This is a genomic window from Nostoc sp. CALU 1950, from assembly GCF_051172895.1.
GTDB lineage: Bacteria > Cyanobacteriota > Cyanobacteriia > Cyanobacteriales > Nostocaceae > Nostoc > Nostoc edaphicum_A.
Genome location: NZ_JBDNJQ010000010.1, coordinates 1 through 21423, shown reverse-complemented (window position 1 = coordinate 21423; position 21423 = coordinate 1). Strand labels below are relative to the sequence as shown.

Genomic DNA, 21423 nt, shown 5'->3' with positions numbered 1-21423 from the left:
ACGCGATTCATCGCGTCTTTGCAGGAGAGATAGGAGAGACGCGATAAATCGCGTCTGTACAAGAATTACAAATAATTACGAAACATATATGAGAAATGGATAATCTAAAATCCAAAATTCAAAATTCAAAATCGGATCGTGGGTTATTTGTAGGTTTAATAACCTTAGATTTAATCTACCTTGCTGACTCCCCTCCTCAGAATAATCAGAAAATTGTCGCTATTGACTATACTGTAGCGGCAGGGGGGCCAGCAACAAACGCGGCTGTAACTTTCAATTATTTAGGTAATAACCAGGCTACAGTCTTGGGTATAGTAGGTTCTCACCCAATGACACAGCTAATTCGAGGTGACTTGGCAAATTACAAAGTTGCGATCGCAGACCTTGAGCCTACCACTGATTTAGTACCGCCTATCTCCTCAATCATTGTCACCCAAACCACAGGTGAACGAGCGGTGGTTTCCATCAATGCTGTCAAAACTCAAGCCAGCACAGCATTTATCCCGCCAGATATTTTGCAAAATGTCGATATCGTCCTAATTGATGGACATCAGATGGAGGTTAGTTATTCCATAGCCCAAATGGCTAAAGCTAAGAATATCCCAGTAGTAATTGATGGTGGTAGTTGGAAGCCTGGATTTGAGCAAATTCTGCCATTTGTAGATTACGCCATCTGTTCAGCTAATTTTTATCCCCCGAACTGCCAGACTGGAGAAGACGTTTTTAGCTATCTGGGTGGATTTGACATTCCTCACATTGCCATTACCCACGGACAAAAACCAATTGAATACTTGAGTTGCACTAAAACTGGTATCGTAGATGTGCCGCAGATTCAAGCAGTTGATACATTAGGGGCTGGAGATATTTTCCACGGTGCTTTCTGCCATTACATTTTAAGGGAAAGTTTTATTGATGCGTTGGCACTGGCAGCTAATATTGCTGCTGATTCCTGTAAATTTTTTGGCACCCGGCGCTGGATGAATTTAAAGGGCTGAGTAATAAAATTATAGAAGGCCAAATTTAATGAAAGACTTACAAGAAATATTAGCGATCGCTCGTGAGATAGGTTGGGGCGCAGCAGATATACTGCGATCGTATTACCACGGCACTGCAAAAGACCCTAACTTAGAAATACAATATAAACAGAATGAGCCTGTTACCGTTGCTGATGTAGCTGTGAGTCAATACATTTTGCAAAAGCTACAAGCAAGTTTGGGTAATGAAGATTTTGCTTACATCAGTGAAGAAACCTATCAATCGCCAAGCACAGGCGCACAGCCTTCCGCCCCTTGGGTATGGATAATTGACCCTTTGGATGGCACACGAGACTTTATCGAAAAAACTGGGGATTATGCAGTTCACATTGCTTTAGTCAAGGAAATGCGCCCGGTGTTGGCAGTAGTGGCAGTACCAGAGGCTGAAAAATTATATTACGCTACCAAAGGCGGGGGTACATTTGTAGAAACTCGTGGTGAATCTGTTCCTTTGCAAGTGTCATCAGGTAAACGAGTTGAGGATTTAACCTTAGTATTCAGTCGCTCTCACCGCAACCAACGCTTAGATTACTTACTACAACACTTACCCTGTCAAAATCATAAATCTGTGGGTAGTGTAGGCTGCAAAATCGCCACTATTGTCGAGCAACAGGCAGATATCTACATTTCCCTTTCCGGCAAGTCTGCGCCCAAAGATTGGGATATGGCAGCCCCAGAACTGATATTAACCGAAGCAGGTGGTAAATTTACCCACTTTGACGGCGCTCCGTTGCAGTATAACACCGGTGATATCAATCAATGGGGAGGTTTGCTGGCTAGTAACGGTGAATATCACGAATTACTGTGTAAGAAAGCAGAAGGGATTTTAGCGCAGTTTGACCATAGCGAATAGGGTACTTCAGGATGAATATTTTGGAATTTGCTTTTAAAACAGTTAGTTATGGTATGATTACCCCCACTACCGATAATAATCTTTATCTCTTAGTCCACAGCTTAATTTTCAAAACACTAAATACCTAGGCGATCGCTACTTAATTCCGATTTCCTGTTAAAAGTGTAACTTGTATAGTACAAGCAACAAAGTCCAGCCAATGGAGAAGTCTGCAAACCTGTTTTAAAGGTTTGATTTGTGAATAAAATTCACTATTAGACGATATTCAAAGGCTGAGGGCTGTGCTACACTCATGGACATAAAGATTATTTTCGGTTGAGTAACTAGTTTTGATTTCTAAAAACCGTCTCTCCGAATTTAACTCTCTACACTCCCTGAATTCGGAGATTTCTATGTCAATTTACGTCGGGAACCTGTCCTATCAGGTTACAGAAGAGGACCTAAAGCAGGCTTTTGCAGAATACGGAACAGTAAATCGTGTTCAACTACCCACAGATCGGGAAACAGGCCGGCCGCGTGGGTTCGCTTTTGTGGAAATGGAATCAGACACACAAGAACAAGCTGCCATTGATGCACTTGATGGTGCTGAATGGATGGGACGTGACTTGAAAGTGAACAAAGCTAAACCTCGTGAGGAAAGAAGCGGTTCTCCTCGTGGTAGCTGGGGTGGCGGTAATGCCCGCCGCAACAATAATCGCTACTAAAGTCGATTCGTTAAAGTTTCACATTTAGAGTCTCCAGCAGACAAAGCCAAAGGCTCCACTCTGCTGGAATATTTTATTTGGTATCTAGTCTTGAACTATTCATCCACATTAAGGAGGAATGAGAATGACACAGGTAGTTTTAGGGGAGAATGAAGGTATAGAATCAGCCTTGAGAAGATTTAAGCGGGAAGTTTCTAAAGCAGGAATTTTCCAAGATATGAGAAAAAAGCGTCACTTCGAGACACCGATAGAAAAAGAGAAGCGTAAAGCAATTGCTAGGCACAAGCAACGTCGTCAACAACGTTCTCGCTTCAATTAAAAAGTCCAAGCAAATTTGCCCTTTGATTTGACATCTAGCCAGCATCTCTTCATTGTTGTCATATCTCCGACAAGCCACAAGTAATTAGGCATACATCAATCAATAAACAACACTGTTTAGTAGTAGCGCTGTATTAATTTTCAGCGCTACTAGGCATAATTAAACATACAAAAAAATCTTAGTTTGTAGTGAGCGATTCATCGCTCATAGAAGGGATTATCAGGACTAAAGTCCTCTCTGCGAGACGCTACGCGAACACTACAAACTTTAATTTATTTATGCCTACCTTGTACCTTATTCTACAAAGAAGCGCTATAGTTTGTTGAGTTCTACAAATATAACTTGTAGCAATATAAATGTATCTATGTTCCTCTATACCGATAAAGTATTGTAGTTATGGTGCGTCTGCAATAGTTGGCTCTGGATTTTAAAAAAAATGTTACGACTTTATCATTTATTACTAGGTTCTATTTTGTTGGTGTCAATACCGCTGGGAGCCAAATTTGTTCTCCCCCAATTTTCTCCACCCAAAGTCATAAAATCCTCTGCCGTTGCAAAACTTCCCAATCCGAATGAGGGAAATATCTGGCAGAAAATCCTGGGAAATGCTACTGCTCCAACTAACTGGCAAGTTTCTGCTTGTGAGGGAAATGCACCCCTGTTGTGTGTCTCCTCTAAAGGGAAACGTTTGGGTACAGTTGAGATTAACATTTACCCACTAGCAAATAATGAGGATTTCCGAAATAAACTCGCAGCAGCGGGTATTCCAACTGCTTCTCAAGTGGACTACCAAAGTACCAAATACCAAACTCAGGTATTACCAGTACTTAAAACTTGGGTTGTAGATCACTACGCTGCGTTTGCGAAAGATCGTCAGGGTGAATATGGAAAAGAGATTAGTTTCTCAGCCTACCCACCGCAACCAGTACCCATTGGTAAGCTTCAGGGAATTCGCTATGGGTTCGCTGGACTTAAGGAACAAGGTGGAGTAAAAGAGCAACACATCGGTCATGTTGCCTTTGATGGCAGTAAACTTTACGTAATTACCACTGCATTTGACACAGGTACGCAAACAGGTAAATTTGAAAAACTGGAAAACTTGGCTATTTTTCAACCTTACTTGTATGCGATCGCATCTGATCTACGTTTACCCCAATAGGTCTTGGAGATTGGGTATTAGAGATCAGGTATTGGGTAATCTTCCCAGTTCCCAGTCCCCAGTCCCCAGTCCCCAGTCCCCATCAACCTAAATCTCAGCTACCGCTCGTTCAATCAAGCGATGTGCCAAAGTTTGCGTACCTGTGTGTTCATAATAATTTGTTGATACATCCAGGAACGCCGCAAGATAGTCTAACTTGTCATCAGCAATATCGACAAAACTTTGCAAATTGCTAACTACCTTTTGTGGCGTTAAATTATTGGCACTAACTAGTCCACTCATCCAACCTTTAACTGAGTCAAAGCTTTCGCCAATAAAGTTAAGCTTACTACTAGCATTGTTTCCTGGAATTACATCTTTGATGTTTTGGAAAGTTGAGTTTTGTTCTAACTCCTGTGGATTTGTTTGATTAATCCCGGATATTGCTTTGCTGATGAAGTCTGGGCCCAAAGGTATCAAACCATCAACACAAACTAATGCCACCATGCGGATGAGTGACTCACCACTATACTCACCTAAAGAGGCGACAAAATCCCCAATACTGTCTCCAGGAATGCCGTTAATTTGGCAGAAGGCTAATAACTCAGCCACTAATTTCAATGTCAGATCGATAGTTTGGGCTTTATCAGGTTTGGGAGTGACAGAGTTTAAAAAACCCAATAAAGGAATTTTCTCGCCAACTTTGTTAGCTAAAGCTGCTGCACCAAGCGCTCTATCTGTAGCATCAACGGTTTGATAAAGCCACAAAGCTGTTTGGTATCCTTGGGATTTGTCGTTGAATAGATAAATTGCTCTTTCGCCAATTTGCTGAATTAAATCTTCGTCGTCTTCGCCAGTGACAGTCTTAATGGTGTTGACAAAGCCAACAGTATTTTGCCACTGACCAGGAGCAACAAAATCGAGGGATTTTAACATAGAAACAGTCAAGCCACCAGTTGGCAATTGATCAACCAACTCAACAATCGATTTGCCCATAAAAATCTCCTTATTTAGGTTTTGTTATCTGAATGTTTGTAGTGCAAATCATTTCAGTTTAGCCAGACCATCAAGATTAAAGTTCTCTAACCAATCTGCACGATCGCTAGCTGTAAATGACGGATCGCGAGAAAGTGCTTTTACTTGGTACTTTCCTACTAAAATTGCAGTTTGTGTCTTACCTACTTCTACTGCGGGATAACCGCCAATTTTTTTGGTACTATTCGAGAACTTTGCTGCTGCACTCGGTGTGCTGGTAGTATCAGAAATAGACAGCACCGCCATATCTTTACCGCCTTTCTTCAACTTCGCTTCCGCAAAGCCTTTTTTCTCTTGGGTATAGACGCGCTGGTAGCCATCACTAGCTTTTGGGAAAAATTTATTAAATTCGCTACCTTGAGTTGCGGTTTTAGCTACCGATTGACCTCTTTTTTGTTGAGTGCTTTCTTTTTGCGCTTGGTCAAAACGTCCAGGTGTTGCTGGTGTACAGGCTGTTGTCAGTAACATTACTGACAGCAACAAAGCAGCTACTACCCTCCGCCCACGATGTAAAATCATTCTCGACTTCTCCTTATACTTGAGCTTTGAGGCAATTATCAGCGCTGCAAGTAATTTTTACCCGTAAAATTTACTTTTTGATAATTATTGCCTCAATTTTCAACTATAGCGGTCTAATTTTGATTATCAATATTTTTGCACTTCAAAAAGTTTTCAGTGGCATGTTCAACGTACCAACTAACCCAATAAAAAAACGCCCCCCTTTCGGGAGAGCGTCTTTTATTTATAGATAAGGATGAAGAGAGTATCTCAGATTATGATTAACCGTTGATAGCAGGAGCGGAAAGAGCTACAGGAGCAAAATCACCAGCAGCCAAATCTAGAGGGAAGTTGTGAGCGTTACGCTCGTGCATTACTTCCATACCCAGGTTAGCGCGGTTGATTACATCCGCCCAAGTTGCAATCACACGACCTTCAGAGTCAATGATTGATTGGTTGAAGTTGAAACCGTTCAAGTTGAACGCCATTGTGCTTACACCCAAGGCGGTGAACCAGATTCCGATTACAGGCCATGCTGCTAAGAAGAAGTGCAGTGAACGGCTGTTGTTGAATGAAGCGTATTGGAAGATTAGACGACCGAAGTAGCCGTGGGCTGCAACGATGTTGTAGGTTTCTTCTTCTTGACCGAATTTGTAACCATAGTTTTGTGACTCGGTTTCGGTGGTTTCACGAACTAGTGAAGAAGTTACGAGTGAACCGTGCATTGCAGAGAACAAGGAACCGCCGAATACACCAGCTACACCTAGTTGGTGGAAGGGGTGCATCAAGATGTTGTGTTCTGCTTGGAACACGATCATGAAGTTGAATGTTCCAGAAATACCCAAAGGCATACCATCAGAGAATGAACCTTGTCCGATTGGGTATACCAAGAAGACTGCGGTTGCTGCTGCTACTGGTGCAGAATATGCGATCGCAATCCAAGGACGCATACCTAAGCGGTAAGATAGTTCCCATTCACGACCCATGTAGCAGAATACGCCAATCAGGAAGTGGAAGATTACCAATTGGTAAGGACCGCCGTTGTACAACCACTCATCTAAGGATGCTGCTTCCCAAATTGGGTAGAAGTGTAAACCGATGGCGTTGGAGGAAGGTACTACTGCACCTGAGATGATGTTGTTTCCGTAGATTAAGGAACCTGCTACTGGTTCACGGATTCCATCGATGTCTACTGGAGGAGCGGCGATGAATGCGATTACAAAGCAAGCGGTAGCTGCTAGTAAGGTGGGGATCATGACGACGCCGAACCAACCGATGTAAATCCGGTTGTTGGTGCTGGTGATCCATTCGCAGAATCGATCCCATACGTTGGCGCTTTCGCGACGTTGTAAGGTTGTTGTCATTGTTTTATAAGTGCGGTTAGTTATTTATGAATCAGGCATTTGCGTCTTTGCCTGTGAAACTACTTTACACTGCTTTACAATTTTTAATCAACTTTTCTTACTTCAGTAAACCTGATGCGACTTATTAGTTTTGCTTATTTAAGTCTCTGGTGTTAGCGCCCAAAAGATAAAATAGAAAGGAACATTATTGTTATTAACTCTGAATAAAGAGTTGATGTTGATTATTACCAAAATTAGGAGGGGAGGTGTGCATGACAATTACTCTAAATCACACCATAGTGCCCGCACATGACAAAGAAGCATCAGCAAGGTTCTTTGCGAAAATTTTTGGCTTAGAGGTCGAGGTTCCCGTTGGTCACTTTGCTGCTGTACATATTAATGATGTGCTGACGCTAGACTTCGCTGACGCTGAAACATTCGAGTCCCATCATTATGCCTTCCATGTCAGCGATGAGGAATTTGATGCAATTTTTACACGTATTAAAGAGGCGGGTATTGAATACAGTAGTGACCCGATGCATCAGAATAAAGGACAAATTAACCATAGGAAGGAAGGTCGTGGCTTCTATTTCTATGATCCCAATGGTCATAACTTAGAACTGTTGACCAAATAATTACGAATTCGTAATACTTGCTACAAACGAGTATTACGAATTTTCAATGCATTACTTCTTTACTAAAAAATATGCTGTAGCATACTCAGGCAATTGGCTGATATTCTGGCTAAATTCTTTTTGACTTTTAAAAATACCTGCCAAAAAATCGAGTTGATAAAGATTGGGTAAAAAGGCTCCACCTGTATCAGCCATAACTCCCATTTGCAGATGTTTGCGACCACCTTTAGTATGCTCAATAATAATCACTTTACCTAAACCAATATTCAGCACATCTCCAGCAAAGGTTACTCCTGGTTTAATGGAGATTTTTGCATCTATTTTATATCCATAGCCTTTAATAGCATCAACCTCTCTAAAATACCAATATCGCTTTTGGGCTGTTGCTTTCAATCCGCGAATATAAGACATTCCATTATTTCTATCGACATTAAAAAATGCCTTATAACCATCTGTAAAGTTAATCAGAACTGTTCCTTGCATCAGCGCCTCTTCTAAGCCAGTTCTGGTTAGATAAGCGAGACTTTGAACTTTGCCAAATTCTTTACCACCTGGTTCGTAAATCCCAGATAAAACATCCTGTTTTGTATATCTAGTATAGAATTTATCAGTAATTGAGTTTTCTTTTAGGCTATAAATTGGTGTATTGTAAGTAGAGGTTTTCTTGCGAGAACCTGTGTGGGTAAAAACAGCATATTTGGTAATTCGTAATTGCTTTTGCTTTTTGTTTTTTGGATTATAAGCAGTCCATTTAATAACTTTAAAATTGCTATTAATAAACTTCGGATCTTGTAACCGAGTCGCTCGATTATTAGCAATGTCTTCCTTTAAAACAACAATCATGAAGTCCAAAGTTTTGAGAACATCTGGTACAGTCACCCCTTGAGTAGCAAGCATTCCTGTACGCAGAATATCTGGGTCTTCTGAACCATGATCTTGAAAATATTTTCTAGTATTAACGAGAACGGTTAATAAATCTCCTTGATTAAAGTTAACTTTACTACTTGGCAGTTTGACTGGAGTAACAACCTGGCTGCCATTAATGCTAAATTTATATTTTTTGAATTCATCGACAACTGGATAGGGTGCAGATGCTGCTAACAAATCCTGCTGAGATGAAAAAGTTTTTTCCTGACCTATAATTTCATCAGATGTTTGTTGACTAACAAAAGGATTTTGAAATCTTGAGGTAAGTGAATCAGCAGGCTGATTTGAGGTCAGGGAAATCTGTGATCGAAGTGGGGCAGAATTATCTTGTTGAGTAAAAGACTGATCTTCTTGGGCTTGGGTATATAGATGGCTACTGGCCAAACTGACAAGTAATAAGGCAGCACAACTTACTGTGAAGCGAAATTTTTGGCTGGATAACATATTCATAACTTGGAAAATAAATTTCTAATACTAAATAATCAAGGTTATGTTTCTATCACCTCACGCACTAATTGCGCCAATTTTTCGGCACTATCGGGAACTGCGATCGCTTTGGCTTTTTCCCCCATTTTTGCTAGCTCATCCGGTGACTGCAACAAATTCAACACATTACTTTGCAATGCTTCCGTCGTCAACTCCGATTGCTTCAGTGTTAAGGCCGCCCCAGCTTTTGTAAATACGTCTGCATTGTAAGATTGATGGTCTTCTGCGGCAAAGGGGTAAGGAATCAAAATCGCGGGTGTTCCACACACCGCCAATTCTGTCAAGCTACCCGCGCCAGAACGACTAATAGCAAGAGTTGCTCGTTGCAACAACGCCGCCATATTGTTGTAAAAAGGTAAGGCTATGTACTGCGGATGTTTGAGACTATCTGCTTCCTCGTCGCGATCGCCAGTTAAATGTACTATGTAAGCACCAGCATCAAACCAAGCTTTTGCAGATTCACGCACCAACTTATTGACCGCAACTGCACCTTGGCTACCACCAAAGACGACAATTAAAGGAACACCATCAGGAATAGCTAAATCCAGTGGTGCATCAATTGCCCCATCGAGAAATTGCCCTCTTACGGGAGTGCCAACGCAGACATTTTTAGCACGGGGCAAATACTTAGCAGCTACTTCAAATCCCAAGGCTACCGCACTACACCAAGGGCCAAAAAAGCGAGTGACTTTACCTGGTAAGGCGTTAGATTCGTGGAAAACCACAGGTAAACCGAGAGAACGCGCCGCAATCACTGCTGGCCCGGCAATGTAACCTCCCGTGGTAAACACCCCTTGAAAATTTCCCTGTTTGAGAATTCGTCTAACTTCTAGAATCGAAAGGGCGAGTTTAGCCAAAATCCGAATCGAGGAGAGTCCAAACCCTTGCTGAAACCCTTCAACTGCAATAGTATTCAAGGGATACTCTTGAGGAACAAGTTGAGTTTCGAGCCGATTGGGTACTCCCAGCCATTCTATTTGATAATCTGGCAGTTTTTGTGCCAGTGCGATCGCTGGAAACAAATGTCCACCAGTCCCACTGGCAGCTATTAATAATCGTATCGGTGCGTTTGCCATCAAACCTCTACCGTTTAGCGTCTAGCTTAACTAAGATAAAACAATTTCCTTACTTTCTCTAATCAAATCAGTAAATTCTTACCAATGACTAACATTATTAGCACCTTAGTGAGACGCCAACTCAGATTTCCAGCAAATATCTGGCTGGTGACGTTCCTGCTAACTCTTGGTTTAACAAGTGGCTGGCAACGCACTCAAGCGACTACACCACCGCAATTAGCCCAAACCACTACACCCCAAAATGCACCAGCCGATTTGAACAATCTGTTGACACAAGTTGATGCTGCCGCCAGCCGAGGCGATGTCAAAGGGGTGTTGCAATTTTACAGCCCCAATTTCACTCATGGGGATGGGTTAAACCTCCAAAGCATGGAAAAATCTTTGACTTCACTTTGGCAACGATATCCCAAATTGCAATACACTACGAAACTGTTATCTTCAAAACCTGAAGGCAATGGAATTATTGCTGAAACAGAAACTAAGATAACTGGTTTACCATCCGGTAACGGTAATAAGTTGGCTCTCAATGCCACGATTACATCGCGTCAGCGCATTCAAGGCGGCAAAATCGTCCGCCAAGACATTTTGTCGGAACGTACCCTACTTACCTCTGGCAGTAAGCCACCCCAAATTGATATCAAATTACCACAACAGGTACAAGTTGGTCAGAAGTATAGTTTTGATGCGATTGTCCAAGAGCCACTTGGTGATGATTTTCTACTAGGAACAGCGCTAGAGGAACCCATCAAACCAGATAAATTTCTCAACCCGACATCTGTGGATTTGCAACTACTAACATCTGGTGGACTGTTTAAAGTTGGACAAGCACCATCTACCCCTGGTAGCCAATGGGTTTCTGCCGTCATTCTACGAGGTAATGGGATGACGATGGTAACTCAACGGCTGCAAGTGGTGAAGAAGTAGTTAGGAGTTGGGAGTTAGTGCGCTACGCTACCCCTAGCGTACTAAAAATCTTGATTTTAGGTATGTATTCTATGTAATTGAGAACCGCCATAGCATTTCTCTTCATAAAATCTTGATGTTCATATCGTTGATTCTGCCATTGTACTAACAGTTAAAGTTATGGATATTAGAAGAGTGGTTATAAAACATAACTTTTATAACTTGTTAAGTAATAGGCTGCTAAACGACTAACGATCAATCTTACATCAATGATTATGAGAGAACTGAAAAAGAAGCTTGTGCTGAAGACAATGAAAAGATTATTAAACATTTCTATTGCTCTTGCAAGCCTCACCATATCATCATTTCCTGCAAATGCTCAAGTTTCAGATTCAACAAGTAAAAATATGAGGTTTTTTATTACTAGTGAAAAACTATTGATCGCTGCGAATATGCAAAGTGGCTCTGCTTGCTCTTTAAACCCAGGTATTTCAATTACGAAAATGTCTGGATTTAAAATTATCAATAGAAATAATGGTAATGGTAATGTAAGAATTTCAGGCAGAGTAGAAAGTTTTCTTTCAATTAAAAAAAATGAACTATCATCGGTATCTGGTAAATTTCAGAATAATGCTAGAGTCCGTAGCGGTGACTGGTTAATTAGAAATACAGAATATTATCCAGAATTTCTTGGCGAAATGGAAGACTGCACAAGTGAAGGAGGATTAAAAAGAATGCAATTAGGCGTTACTTCACCTTAAAATATATAATGGAATTTTTTATAGGTTATACAATAATTGGGTATTGCTGAATCGAGAGATGAATCTGGATATACAGACGTTGTAACTCAACGTCTGTATAACTGTTTTTAAACCCACGTTTCACAGATATTAAAGCAGATATATTGAAGAATTCAGGAATCAAAATCAAGACCACCCAATCGTAGATTTGCTGGGGGTGCAAAAACGCCGCTTATTCAGACGCGACTCGAAAATACTCGCTAGTGCTGCGAAGTACCGCTTTTTCGGTCAAAATACCCAACTGAATTCTGACTCTTGACTCCTGAATTATGTTCGATAAATATAAGAAGTTATGTTGGTAAGATTAAACTCACCAAAAAACAAATATAGGACTCAGTAACTTGCTAAATTGCTAAATTTTGTATTTAAATTAACACTGGACTCTTGAATATTGAGTAACAATGACTTCCCTACAAAATCAAATCATTTTGATTACTGGTGCAAGTAGTGGTATTGGTACTGCTTGTGCGAGAATCTTCGCTGGTGCGGGTGCAAAACTGATTTTAGCCGCACGACGGCTGGAACGTTTGCAGCAGCTAGCAGATACTCTCAATAAAGATTTTAGTACTGAAATTCATTTATTACAGTTAGATGTGCGCGATCGCAGCGCTGTAGAAGAAGCCATTGCTACTCTACCCCCCGCCTGGTCTGAAATCGACATTCTCATTAACAATGCTGGTCTAAGTCGCGGTTTAGACAAGTTACACGAAGCCAGCTTTCAAGACTGGGAAGACATGATTGATACTAACGTTAAGGGTTTACTTTACCTCTCCCGCTATGTCATTCCTGGAATGGTAAGTCGCGATCGCGGTCATGTGGTAAATTTAGGTTCCATAGCCGGACATCAAACCTATCCCGGTGGCAATGTCTACTGTGCTACCAAAGCTGCTGTCAGAGCAATTTCTGAAGGTTTAAAACAAGACCTTTTGGGAACGCGGGTACGTGTAACTTCCGTTGACCCTGGTATGGTAGAAACAGAATTTAGCGAGGTGCGCTTTCACGGAGATACTGAACGCGCCAACAAAGTCTACCAGGGAGTTACACCTCTAGCAGCAGATGATGTGGCTGATGTGATATTTTTCTGCGTGACGCGATCGCCCCATGTCAATATTAATGAAGTTGTGCTGATGCCTGTTGACCAAGCTAGCGCTACCCTGGTTAATCGGCGAACATAGTAAGTAACCCATCTCATACCATTTTGGATTTTAGATTTTGCGATCGCGTAGCGTGTCGGAGACAAAAGTTTGTCGCAAGATCCTGTCAGCTACGGCTGCTACGCGGCGATAGCAAAACGTTTCGTAGAGAGCATCTGCTCCGCTTTCCCGTACTCCTGCTGAATATTACTGTTTATATCAGGATTAAAGCGCGATTCTCCTGTGGAAAGGCTGGGCGATCGCGTGCAGAATATTTACAGTATTGCTTAAAATTATGGATAATTTCCCAGTGGTCGCTCAAGCAGATGCATCTTTACCAAATCACACTCAGGAAAATATACATCTAGTGGAGTCAGCAGTTGGATCGAATTCACCACCGAAGGAAAGGGTAGGAAGTGACTTTGACTCTCGCATGATGCTGCGGTGTTTGGAACTTGCTCGCCGTGCTTTAGGGCGTACTTCGCCGAATCCACTAGTGGGAGCGGTGATTGTCAAGGATGGCGAGATTGTCGGCGAAGGGTTTCATCCCCGCGCAGGTGAGCCTCATGCAGAAGTGTTTGCTTTGAAAGCAGCAAGCGATCGCGCTCGTGGTGCAACAATCTATGTGTCACTCGAACCTTGCAATCACTACGGACGTACTCCCCCTTGTTCGGAAGGATTGATCGAAGCAGGGGTGGCAAAAGTAGTAGTGGGTATGGTTGATCCCAATCCCCTGGTAGCTGGAGGTGGAATTGCCCGTTTACGTGCGGCGGGGATCGAAGTGTTGGTAGGAGTAGAAGAGTCAGCTTGTCGTCAACTAAATGAAGCTTTTGTCCATCGCATTCTCTACAAACGACCTTTGGGAATTTTAAAATATGCCATGACTTTAGATGGCAAAATTGCTACTACCTCTGGTCATAGTGCTTGGGTGACAAGCCAAGAGGCCCGCAATGAAGTACATCAGTTGCGGGCGGGTTGCGATGCCATAATTGTCGGTGGTAACACAGTCAGACAAGATAATCCTTACTTAACCAGCCATCAGGTGGAGGCACATAATCCCCTGCGGGTGGTGATGAGTCGCCATCTCAACTTACCGGAAAGTGCCCATCTGTGGCAAACTGTGGATGCTCCAACTTTGGTGTTGACACAAGAGGGTGCTAATCCCGACTTCCAAAAACTGTTGCTCAAGCAGGGGGTGGAAGTGGTGGAATTAACGTCACTTACACCAGATAAGGCAATGGCGTACTTATATGAACGGGGTTTTTGTAGCGTGTTGTGGGAGTGTGGTGGTACCTTAGCTGCTAGTGCGATCGCTCAAGGAGCAGTGCAAAAAGTTCTAGCATTTATCGCCCCGAAAATCATTGGTGGTAGCATTGCTCCCACACCTGTGGGCGATTTAGGTTTTACCACCATGACTGAGGCGTTGTCCCTAGAACGTGTTCGTTGGCGTGTAGTCGGCTCTGACTGCTTAGTGGAAGGTTATTTTCCCCAAAAAGCCAATAGTCAATAGTAATAACACTTGACTATCAATCAATTCATCGTGATTTTATGTTGGCGTAGCCCGCCGTAGGCATCATGAACACTGACGTTCATGGGCCATATCACGTATAAGGGCTAGCCGAGATTGAATGTAGTTGCACAGAAAATCAGTTTCGTTAGAATCTAACAACACTTGCGTTTCGGTTTGTTTCACTAACCACTGCACCAAGCTAGCATCATCCAGTTGCAAGAGGAGCTTGGCTTGGGCAGTTTCAACCACTGACCAAAGCTGACGCATAATTGTAGGAGTCATCAGACCTCAATTGAATAATTTAGCTTTGCTGTCTTCAGATTACACAATTCCAATCGCACTTTACGACATGAATGTAGAAGCTGAGACAAGTATTATTAAAAACTTAATAATGATATTTATAACTTTATGAAGATTAAGAATTTAAAACTCAGTTTGAAGATGGGGAATGGTTAATGGGAACGGGTTTAGTTGCAAAACCTAGAAAACAAATGCACTAATTCTAAAAATTGGGTTTTTGTGATTGTGAAGACTGAAACTGTCTTGATTGTAGAGCAATAAAGACAGTTTTTTAAGAACTATATTGAATACTAAAACTGTGTTAAGGGATACAAAAATCTAACTTTTGAGAACAGTGTTTCCCAGGACATTAACATCTTCTACCTGTAGATGGATTCACAAAATCATGTAAATCTTCATCCCAAATGCTGATGTAAATAAAATCACATTGTTGGCGGATTATCTGACCTTTAACTGAGCCATTCTGAAAACTAAAATTATCAGACTGGCGCTTTTGTACCTTTTTGAGTCCCTGCTTAATTTCTTCAGTGGCTTGCCCACTTAACATTCCATTCAAGGTAGCCTCCATTAGCTGTGGATCTACCGATTGGGCAAAAGATACCTCCGTTTGACGCAGCACTTTAGAATTACGATCAAATAGGTAGCCAAGGTCAATTTTGTTTGGTACTAGTTTGTAAACAACGGCACGAGTCTTGCCCCATGCGCCTCTTAAATCTTGATTTGGTTTGCCGAGGGTAGCTTCTACCGTGCTTCTTGATGTACCTGTAGGAAATGCGGGAACACTTTGGCTGCTGTTAGTGGCAGCTAATTTACTCGGTGACTCATCATTCTTCTGTGGTGGCGAAGGTGCTTCTGGTGTGGGAGGTACAATATTTTCTGGTTCTGGCTGTGGTGTAGAACGCACTTCTGCTGGTGGTGTATCTGAAGTTACAGGCTCTTTTTCTGGCTGTGGTTTAGATACAACTGGGGGATTAAAGATTGGCAAAGGATCGGGAATTACTGGCTGTCGTGATGGTGAAGTGGGTACAACTGGAACTGGAGAAGTTTGGGAAGAAACAGACGGTTCGGGAGATGGCGGATCGGTAGGCAAAGATTCTAGCGATCGCGTGGGACTTGTCGCAATAGTTGTTTCTGGTTGTTGCTGACGAGTCATACTAGAAATGGCGACTGCACCAAGCAAGCTGCCTACCAGCAAAGTACCAACAATCACAGCAGGTTTTTGCCAATTTCCAGGAGTGGAAGACCCTGGAATCACAGAATTTTTTTGTGGGGAATACAATGCCTGGGTTTGTTGAGTCGATGCAGCAGAGGGAGAAAAACTGACTGTGGGAGTATTTGCAGCTAACTCAGGAGATATATTATTACCAGATTGCAAGGCATGTAGCATTTTACTGGCAGTGCTGTAGCGATCGCCAGCATGAGGCTTAATTGCCTGATTGAGTACCTCCGCCAATTGGGAAGAGACATTAGGGACGTGTTGCTGCCAAAGTATTTCCCCAGTTTTCAGATCGGTTATTAGTTCTTGCGGGTGTTTGCCAGTCAGTAGATAAATCGCCGTTAAGCCTAAGCTGTAAATATCAGTGGCGTAAACTGGGCGGCCAACGGCTTGTTCGCTAGGCATGTATCCAGGCGTACCAATGACAAGCGATCGTGTCGGCTGTCCTGGAGAATTCACCACTGAACGGATTGTTTCTTTAACTGCACCAAAATCAATCAAAACTGGCTTACCATCCCCAGAACGGAGAATAATGTTATCTGGCTTGATATCCCGGTGAATAATGCCTTTACTGTGAACATAATCTAAGACCCAAAGCAGACTCAAGAGAATTTCCCGAACAGCAGTTTCAGTCTCAAATCCTTTGGCTTCGATAATTTTTGTCAGGGTTTGACCGTGAATCCATTCTTGGACAAGGTAAAATTGCCCGTTTTCAGAAAAGTAGGCGTAGAGTTTCGGAATTTGGTGACTACTTTCACCCAAATACTCCAAGGTTGCTGCTTCCCGTTCAAACCGCTGTTGGATCAGTTGGTAGGTTTGCGGGTCATTATTGGTTATTGGTTTTAGTTGCTTAATCACGCAGCGACGGCGAGAAGGCATGTGGACATCTTCTGCTAGAAAGGTTTCGCCAAACCCACCAGCGCCGATTACCTGGATAATTTGATAGCGATTGTTCAGCAGGGTTATTGTCATGAAAAATTACAAGTGTAGATACCCAGTGCGAAGCCAGAGATTTTCTGTTTTCTCCGGGCTTGTCGTCAGACATCGCCCTTTCCAAATGTACATGAGTTATAGACACTGAATTGAGGACATCATCTGTTTTCAATACCAATTAAGAAAAAATTAAGTGTTTGAAACCCACGGAGGTGGGTTTTGCTTGTCTAGAAGCGGGTTATAACCGCCGATTTTAAAAGTATGTTCTTCTATTTTTGACCCTTTTTTGGGGTGACATTTGCGTACAAGCATAACGTTTTTAATGCAGATAAATGCATTAAAAATGCAGAGTATTGCCAAATTTGATTTGCGACAAATTAATGAAATGCTGTACTAAGTGAACTCTATAGTTTCAACAAACTCTAAAATACTCTCCTTGATGTCTTCGGCTTCTTCTTCAACAGAATCGGGAGTTTCGCCGTTGAGAAAACTGTGCTGACTACTAACTATATACAAAAATTCACCACTGATAAAGGTGAGCAGTCCCCGATACGCATCTAATCTGATTGCAGTTCCATTATTTTCTTGCTTAGAAATCGTCGAACCTTTGGGCATATCGATTAACACATAGTAAGCGCCTCGCAAAGTATTTTCCAGATATTCGGTATACTCCACCGAAGCATCTGGTACATTGACAAAAATCGCTTGGGGTACATACTTGTCTACTAAGATTGTTTGTAAATATTCTTCTTGTCCAACAGACTCCAGTTCCTCTAACTGTTCTAGAGGGAAAGGATAATAATCGATTCTTAGCAAAGTACCAACGTCATCAGAAAAGCCAACTACTCCTTCCTGGCTTTGAATTCTACCGCCTTGCTGCGGATCAACTGGAATCGGCACAGTAAAATTACCTAAAGGAGATTGATATGTCTGTTCAGTAAAATCCTCTATGACCACTGTTTCATCTTCATCATCGTCTGCATATTCTTCGTCTTCTGCTTCTTGAAAGGCTGCAATTACCTCCTTGATGATTTCCTCTGCTTCTTCATCCTCAAGTTCCAAGGCTGCTTGTAGCTTTTTGAGGTAGGCTTGTTTCGGTTTGGGGATGGCGAGTTCATCATCTAAAAGCACGATTACCCCAGCAGCAAAACCATCCAGCACTAATTCATCAGAAAGAGATACTTTGGCGACATTAAACAAAGGCCCAATTCCCTCTTCTTCTGCAATGGCGAGGAGTCTATCAACTATTTCTGCGATTTCATCTTCTGAGTATTCCTCAAAGACCTCGAATTCCCAAAGGATACCAGCTAAACTTTCTGCATCTACATCTTCAATGGATGAATCAGCGATCGCAGTGACAGTTGCGATCGCCGCCACCGCTTCTTCTGGACTGAGTGATTCTTTTGATGTCTTTGGTGAGTTAAAAACCTTGTCATATTTGGTCATAATTGCTACCTAAATTAATTGGTTGATAGTAATAATAGATTGAAAGTGACAATGGTCAGTTTACCTTACTCAGTGCTGAGTGCTGAGTAAGGTTTGAGAGTTTTCCCCATAAGCAAGTGGCGTGGTGGTTTTTTGACTCAGCACTCTTCACCAATGAAGCAAATCTTTCAATACTTGTCGGTTAAGGGGGAAAGGGGAAGGTGGGGCCCCCTCTGGGGATAAGGGGAAGGGGAAAAGGGAAATTAAAAACCTTTAACCCAAACCCAGTAACCCTTTCCCAAAACCAAACTTTGGGTTCAAAATGCACAAAGCGAGTAGTATTGGCAAATCTTCTAGAGAAAAAGTTCGCTAATATCTGGTTTACTTGGTATTGCTCAGGTTTAACGAAACCTTGTTGACAGCTAATCTCCAGCGCCAATTAAGCTTTGCTGTAATCCACTCCACAAACTCCTGACTTACCCTCTGATGATTTGAGATATACAGGAAGCGATCGCGATATTTTAGTAAAAACTTGAATCTAAGCAGTAACCTTGGTGTCCTTACTCTCCCCAGGATGCCTGGTATTTCATAGTAATTCAAGTGAGCGCTAATCGAGTCTTTCAAATGGTAGTAATTGACAGGGTGAACTTGATCAAGTTTACATTCCATCAGGTTATTAACCAGGTGTTGACTTCGCAGTACAAATTCTGGTTTCAACACAGAAGGAATTGAGGCAATACGGTTCGGATAAGCTTTTTCACTTTCCTTGTGGTCTGGGGAAAGGGGGAAAGGATGTATTCAAAACCTTTCCTCTTTTCCCTTTCTCCTTTAACCGAAACGTATTGGGAGTTTAGATGTTATAAAATCTGTTGTCGAATATACACTTAAATCAAGCTAGGCTCAATATTTACCACAAGTCACTTTAACTAGATATTGTAAATTTTTGTTATCAAGCAATTACTGTTAATAACTGCTATATTCCTTTGTTTTTATCCTCTAGCAGATGAATTATGTCTACCGATAGAATTATAAACTAGCTAGCGATAGATACCTACACCGTAGGCAGGATGTCACAATACCGAAGTTTGTAGCGACACACAATACTCAAAACGTTGTACTGTTGTTTCTACAACTGTGAATTACATGAAATTTTGAGTTTTTTTATGGTAAAAACCCCTCCATCCCAGTTTTCACCGGATCAATATAAAGTTGATTCTGCACAAGAAAAAGTAGAAGCTATTATAGAAAGCCCACCCTCAGAAACTGAGATTGACTTAGAGTTTCTTTACACCAGAGATATTGAATTTCGTCAGGAAACTATTTATTTTCTTGTGGTAGATCGCTTTTATGATGGCGATCCAGATAACAGCGAAGGTGTAAACTCAGAACTGTATGATCCAAATAGACAAGATTGGGGTAAGTACTGGGGTGGCGACTTGCAAGGTGTCATCGACAAATTAGACTATCTTAAAAACATGGGAGTGACAGCCATTTGGCTGACTCCACTATTCGAGCAAGTAGAAGAATTATTTATTAGCAATGCCGCGATGCATGGCTATTGGACAAAAGATTTTAAACGGATTAATCCTCGCTACATTGCCGATGGAGAGAATCCTTCTTTAAATGCTACCCAAGAAGAAAAAAATACGACCTTTGATCGGTTAATTACAGAACTACACAAGCGCAATATGAAGCTGGTGCTAGATATTGTCTGCAACCATAGCAGCCCTGATACCAGCGGTAGCAAAGGGGAATTATTTGATGATGGTGTGAAAATTGCTGACTTCAATGATGATGTCAATCATTGGTATCACCACTATGGTGAAGTGCAAAACTGGGAAGACGATTGGCAAGTGCAGAATTGTGAACTAGCTGGTCTAGCAACTTTTAATGAAAACAATACAGAATATCGGGAGTATATTAAGTCAGCTATTAAACAATGGCTAGATCGGGGTGTGGATGCACTACGAGTGGATACTGTCAAGCACATGCCGATTTGGTTTTGGCAAGAATTCACTGGCGAGATGACCAATCACAAACCAGATGTGTTTATTTTTGGTGAATGGATTTACAGTAATCCTAGTGACGATCGCTCCGTAGAATTTGTTAACCACTCAGGTATGACACTTCTAGACTTTGGTCTGTGTGTAGCAATTCGAGCCGCACTAGGGCAAGGTTCAGAAATGGGATTCCAAACAATTCAATACATTTTTGACCAGGATTATCGCTATAACGGGGCAACAGAGTTAATCACCTTCATCGATAACCATGATATGTGCCGCTTCCAATCGCTGAATCCCGATCCAGCGATGTTGAAAGTGGCGATCGCCTTAATCATGACATGTCGCGGTATTCCCTGCATTTACTACGGTACAGAACAGTATTTGCATGACGACACCGATGGCGGTAACGACCCGTATAACCGCCCAATGATGGAAAATTGGGATACCGAAAGTGAGATTTATCGTTGTGTCAGGCTGCTGTCTGGCTTACGGCGACTGAATCCAGCTGTATCAATGGGTAGCCACTGGCAAAAATACTTAACACCTGATATTTACTGTTATGTACGCCGCTATCGTGACTCTCTGTGTTTTGTAGCTTTAAACCGAGGAGGAGAAGTTACTCTCCCAGAAGTAGAAACGGAATTACCCGATGGAGAACATACTTGCGTGGTGACTCGCAATAAGTATGAAGTGAAAGACGGCAAGATTTATAACCTGGTATTAGAGGAACGGGGAGTGCTTGTTTTCAGCCACGTTGGCGAACGGATTAAAGCACAGACAATTGTCCGCATCCAACTCAATGGCGTAGATACTCAACCCGGTGAAATCATTGTGGTGACAGGAGATTGCCCAGAGTTGGGTAACTGGGATATCAGCAAAGCATATCCTTTAGAGTACATCAACTCGAATACCTGGTCTGCCGAGATTCCCTTTGATGAGAGTGCTGGTAAGCTGATTGCTTATAAATATGCCATGTGGCGGGAAGGGCGATCGCCTCTGCGCGAAAATCTGGTAAATCGTCGCTGGGTGATTGCCAAAGAAGGCACTGTCAAATGGCGTGATACCTGGGCATCGGGAAGAGAATCCTAGAAATATAGAAGATTCGATAATTTATCACAAAGACGCGATAAATCGCCGTCTCTACAAAAGACC

The 21423-nt window shown here is 42.0% G+C and carries 19 protein-coding genes; 11 read left to right on the top strand and 8 right to left on the bottom strand.

From position 1 onward, the window contains the following. The first annotated feature begins 95 nt into the window (after nucleotides 1-95). From ABF638_RS05000 to ABF638_RS04980, 5 genes are all read left to right on the top strand, one after another. Nucleotides 96-995, top strand: coding sequence for a sugar kinase (locus ABF638_RS05000; RefSeq protein WP_435020773.1), 900 nt, complete (start codon nucleotides 96-98; stop codon nucleotides 993-995). Nucleotides 996-1023: 28 nt separating this feature from the next. Next, the gene (locus ABF638_RS04995) at nucleotides 1024-1887 is read left to right on the top strand and encodes a 3'(2'),5'-bisphosphate nucleotidase CysQ family protein (RefSeq protein WP_435020771.1); all 864 of its coding nucleotides are present in this window, start codon (nucleotides 1024-1026) and stop codon (nucleotides 1885-1887) included. A 392-nt stretch (nucleotides 1888-2279) separates the two neighbouring features. Further along, a complete protein-coding gene (locus ABF638_RS04990; protein ID WP_181932305.1) occupies nucleotides 2280-2591 on the top strand; it encodes an RNA recognition motif domain-containing protein in 312 nt (103 codons plus the stop codon). 124 nt (nucleotides 2592-2715) lie between these two features. Beyond that, nucleotides 2716-2910, top strand: coding sequence for a 30S ribosomal protein S21 (rpsU, locus tag ABF638_RS04985; protein WP_069073011.1), 195 nt, complete (start codon nucleotides 2716-2718; stop codon nucleotides 2908-2910). 436 nt (nucleotides 2911-3346) lie between these two features. Then, nucleotides 3347-4069: a hypothetical protein gene (locus tag ABF638_RS04980; protein WP_435020768.1), complete on the top strand. Its 723-nt coding sequence runs from the start codon at nucleotides 3347-3349 to the stop codon at nucleotides 4067-4069. Nucleotides 4070-4156: 87 nt separating this feature from the next. Here ABF638_RS04980 and ABF638_RS04975 read toward each other — a convergent pair whose 3' ends face one another. The 3 genes from ABF638_RS04975 to psbA form a co-directional block, all read right to left on the bottom strand. Beyond that, nucleotides 4157-5044: a hypothetical protein gene (locus tag ABF638_RS04975; protein ID WP_435020766.1), complete on the bottom strand. Its 888-nt coding sequence runs from the start codon at nucleotides 5042-5044 to the stop codon at nucleotides 4157-4159. 48 nt (nucleotides 5045-5092) lie between these two features. After that, nucleotides 5093-5602, bottom strand: a complete 510-nt coding sequence (locus tag ABF638_RS04970; protein ID WP_435020764.1) for a hypothetical protein — start codon at nucleotides 5600-5602, stop codon at nucleotides 5093-5095. A gap of 260 nt (nucleotides 5603-5862) precedes the next feature. Then, nucleotides 5863-6945, bottom strand: coding sequence for a photosystem II q(b) protein (psbA, locus tag ABF638_RS04965; protein WP_435020762.1), 1083 nt, complete (start codon nucleotides 6943-6945; stop codon nucleotides 5863-5865). Between the two features lie 251 nt (nucleotides 6946-7196). On the opposite strand from psbA, the gene ABF638_RS04960 reads away from it, so the two are divergent. Beyond that, complete coding sequence (locus tag ABF638_RS04960; RefSeq protein WP_069073015.1) at nucleotides 7197-7559, top strand: VOC family protein; 363 nt, start codon at nucleotides 7197-7199, stop codon at nucleotides 7557-7559. Nucleotides 7560-7610: 51 nt separating this feature from the next. Here the strand turns inward: ABF638_RS04960 and ABF638_RS04955 are convergent, their stop codons facing one another. Together ABF638_RS04955 and murG are read right to left on the bottom strand one after the other, a co-directional pair. Next, the gene (locus ABF638_RS04955) at nucleotides 7611-8936 is read right to left on the bottom strand and encodes a hypothetical protein (protein WP_435020760.1); all 1326 of its coding nucleotides are present in this window, start codon (nucleotides 8934-8936) and stop codon (nucleotides 7611-7613) included. 38 nt (nucleotides 8937-8974) lie between these two features. After that, nucleotides 8975-10048 (bottom strand): undecaprenyldiphospho-muramoylpentapeptide beta-N-acetylglucosaminyltransferase, encoded by a 1074-nt coding sequence (gene murG / locus ABF638_RS04950; protein ID WP_435020758.1) that lies wholly within the window; start codon nucleotides 10046-10048, stop codon nucleotides 8975-8977. An 84-nt stretch (nucleotides 10049-10132) separates the two neighbouring features. Between murG and ABF638_RS04945 the strand changes: the two genes are divergently transcribed. The 4 genes from ABF638_RS04945 (at nucleotide 10133) to ribD (ending at nucleotide 14394) form a co-directional block, all read left to right on the top strand. Next, complete coding sequence (locus ABF638_RS04945) at nucleotides 10133-10972, top strand: nuclear transport factor 2 family protein (protein WP_435020756.1); 840 nt, start codon at nucleotides 10133-10135, stop codon at nucleotides 10970-10972. Nucleotides 10973-11226: 254 nt separating this feature from the next. Beyond that, nucleotides 11227-11712, top strand: coding sequence for a hypothetical protein (locus ABF638_RS04940; RefSeq protein WP_435020754.1), 486 nt, complete (start codon nucleotides 11227-11229; stop codon nucleotides 11710-11712). Nucleotides 11713-12152: 440 nt separating this feature from the next. Further along, nucleotides 12153-12926 (top strand): SDR family oxidoreductase, encoded by a 774-nt coding sequence (locus ABF638_RS04935; protein WP_435020752.1) that lies wholly within the window; start codon nucleotides 12153-12155, stop codon nucleotides 12924-12926. Between the two features lie 253 nt (nucleotides 12927-13179). Beyond that, entirely contained in the window at nucleotides 13180-14394 is a 1215-nt protein-coding gene (gene ribD / locus ABF638_RS04930) for a bifunctional diaminohydroxyphosphoribosylaminopyrimidine deaminase/5-amino-6-(5-phosphoribosylamino)uracil reductase RibD (protein WP_435020750.1), read from the top strand. 63 nt (nucleotides 14395-14457) lie between these two features. Here the strand turns inward: ribD and ABF638_RS04925 are convergent, their stop codons facing one another. The 3 genes from ABF638_RS04925 to ABF638_RS04915 all read right to left on the bottom strand — a co-directional run bounded on the left by ABF638_RS04925 (nucleotide 14458) and on the right by ABF638_RS04915 (nucleotide 18289). Next, entirely contained in the window at nucleotides 14458-14676 is a 219-nt protein-coding gene (locus ABF638_RS04925; RefSeq protein WP_435020748.1) for a hypothetical protein, read from the bottom strand. A gap of 367 nt (nucleotides 14677-15043) precedes the next feature. Continuing rightward, a complete protein-coding gene (locus tag ABF638_RS04920) occupies nucleotides 15044-16882 on the bottom strand; it encodes a protein kinase domain-containing protein (RefSeq protein ID WP_435020746.1) in 1839 nt (612 codons plus the stop codon). Nucleotides 16883-17236: 354 nt separating this feature from the next. Continuing rightward, nucleotides 17237-18289, bottom strand: coding sequence for a hypothetical protein (locus ABF638_RS04915; RefSeq protein WP_435020744.1), 1053 nt, complete (start codon nucleotides 18287-18289; stop codon nucleotides 17237-17239). Nucleotides 18290-19431: 1142 nt separating this feature from the next. Here ABF638_RS04915 and ABF638_RS04910 point away from each other — a divergent pair. Continuing rightward, on the top strand, nucleotides 19432-21360 hold the full coding sequence (locus tag ABF638_RS04910) for an alpha-amylase family glycosyl hydrolase (RefSeq protein ID WP_435020742.1): 1929 nt from the start codon (nucleotides 19432-19434) through the stop codon (nucleotides 21358-21360). Nucleotides 21361-21423 lie beyond the last annotated feature (63 nt).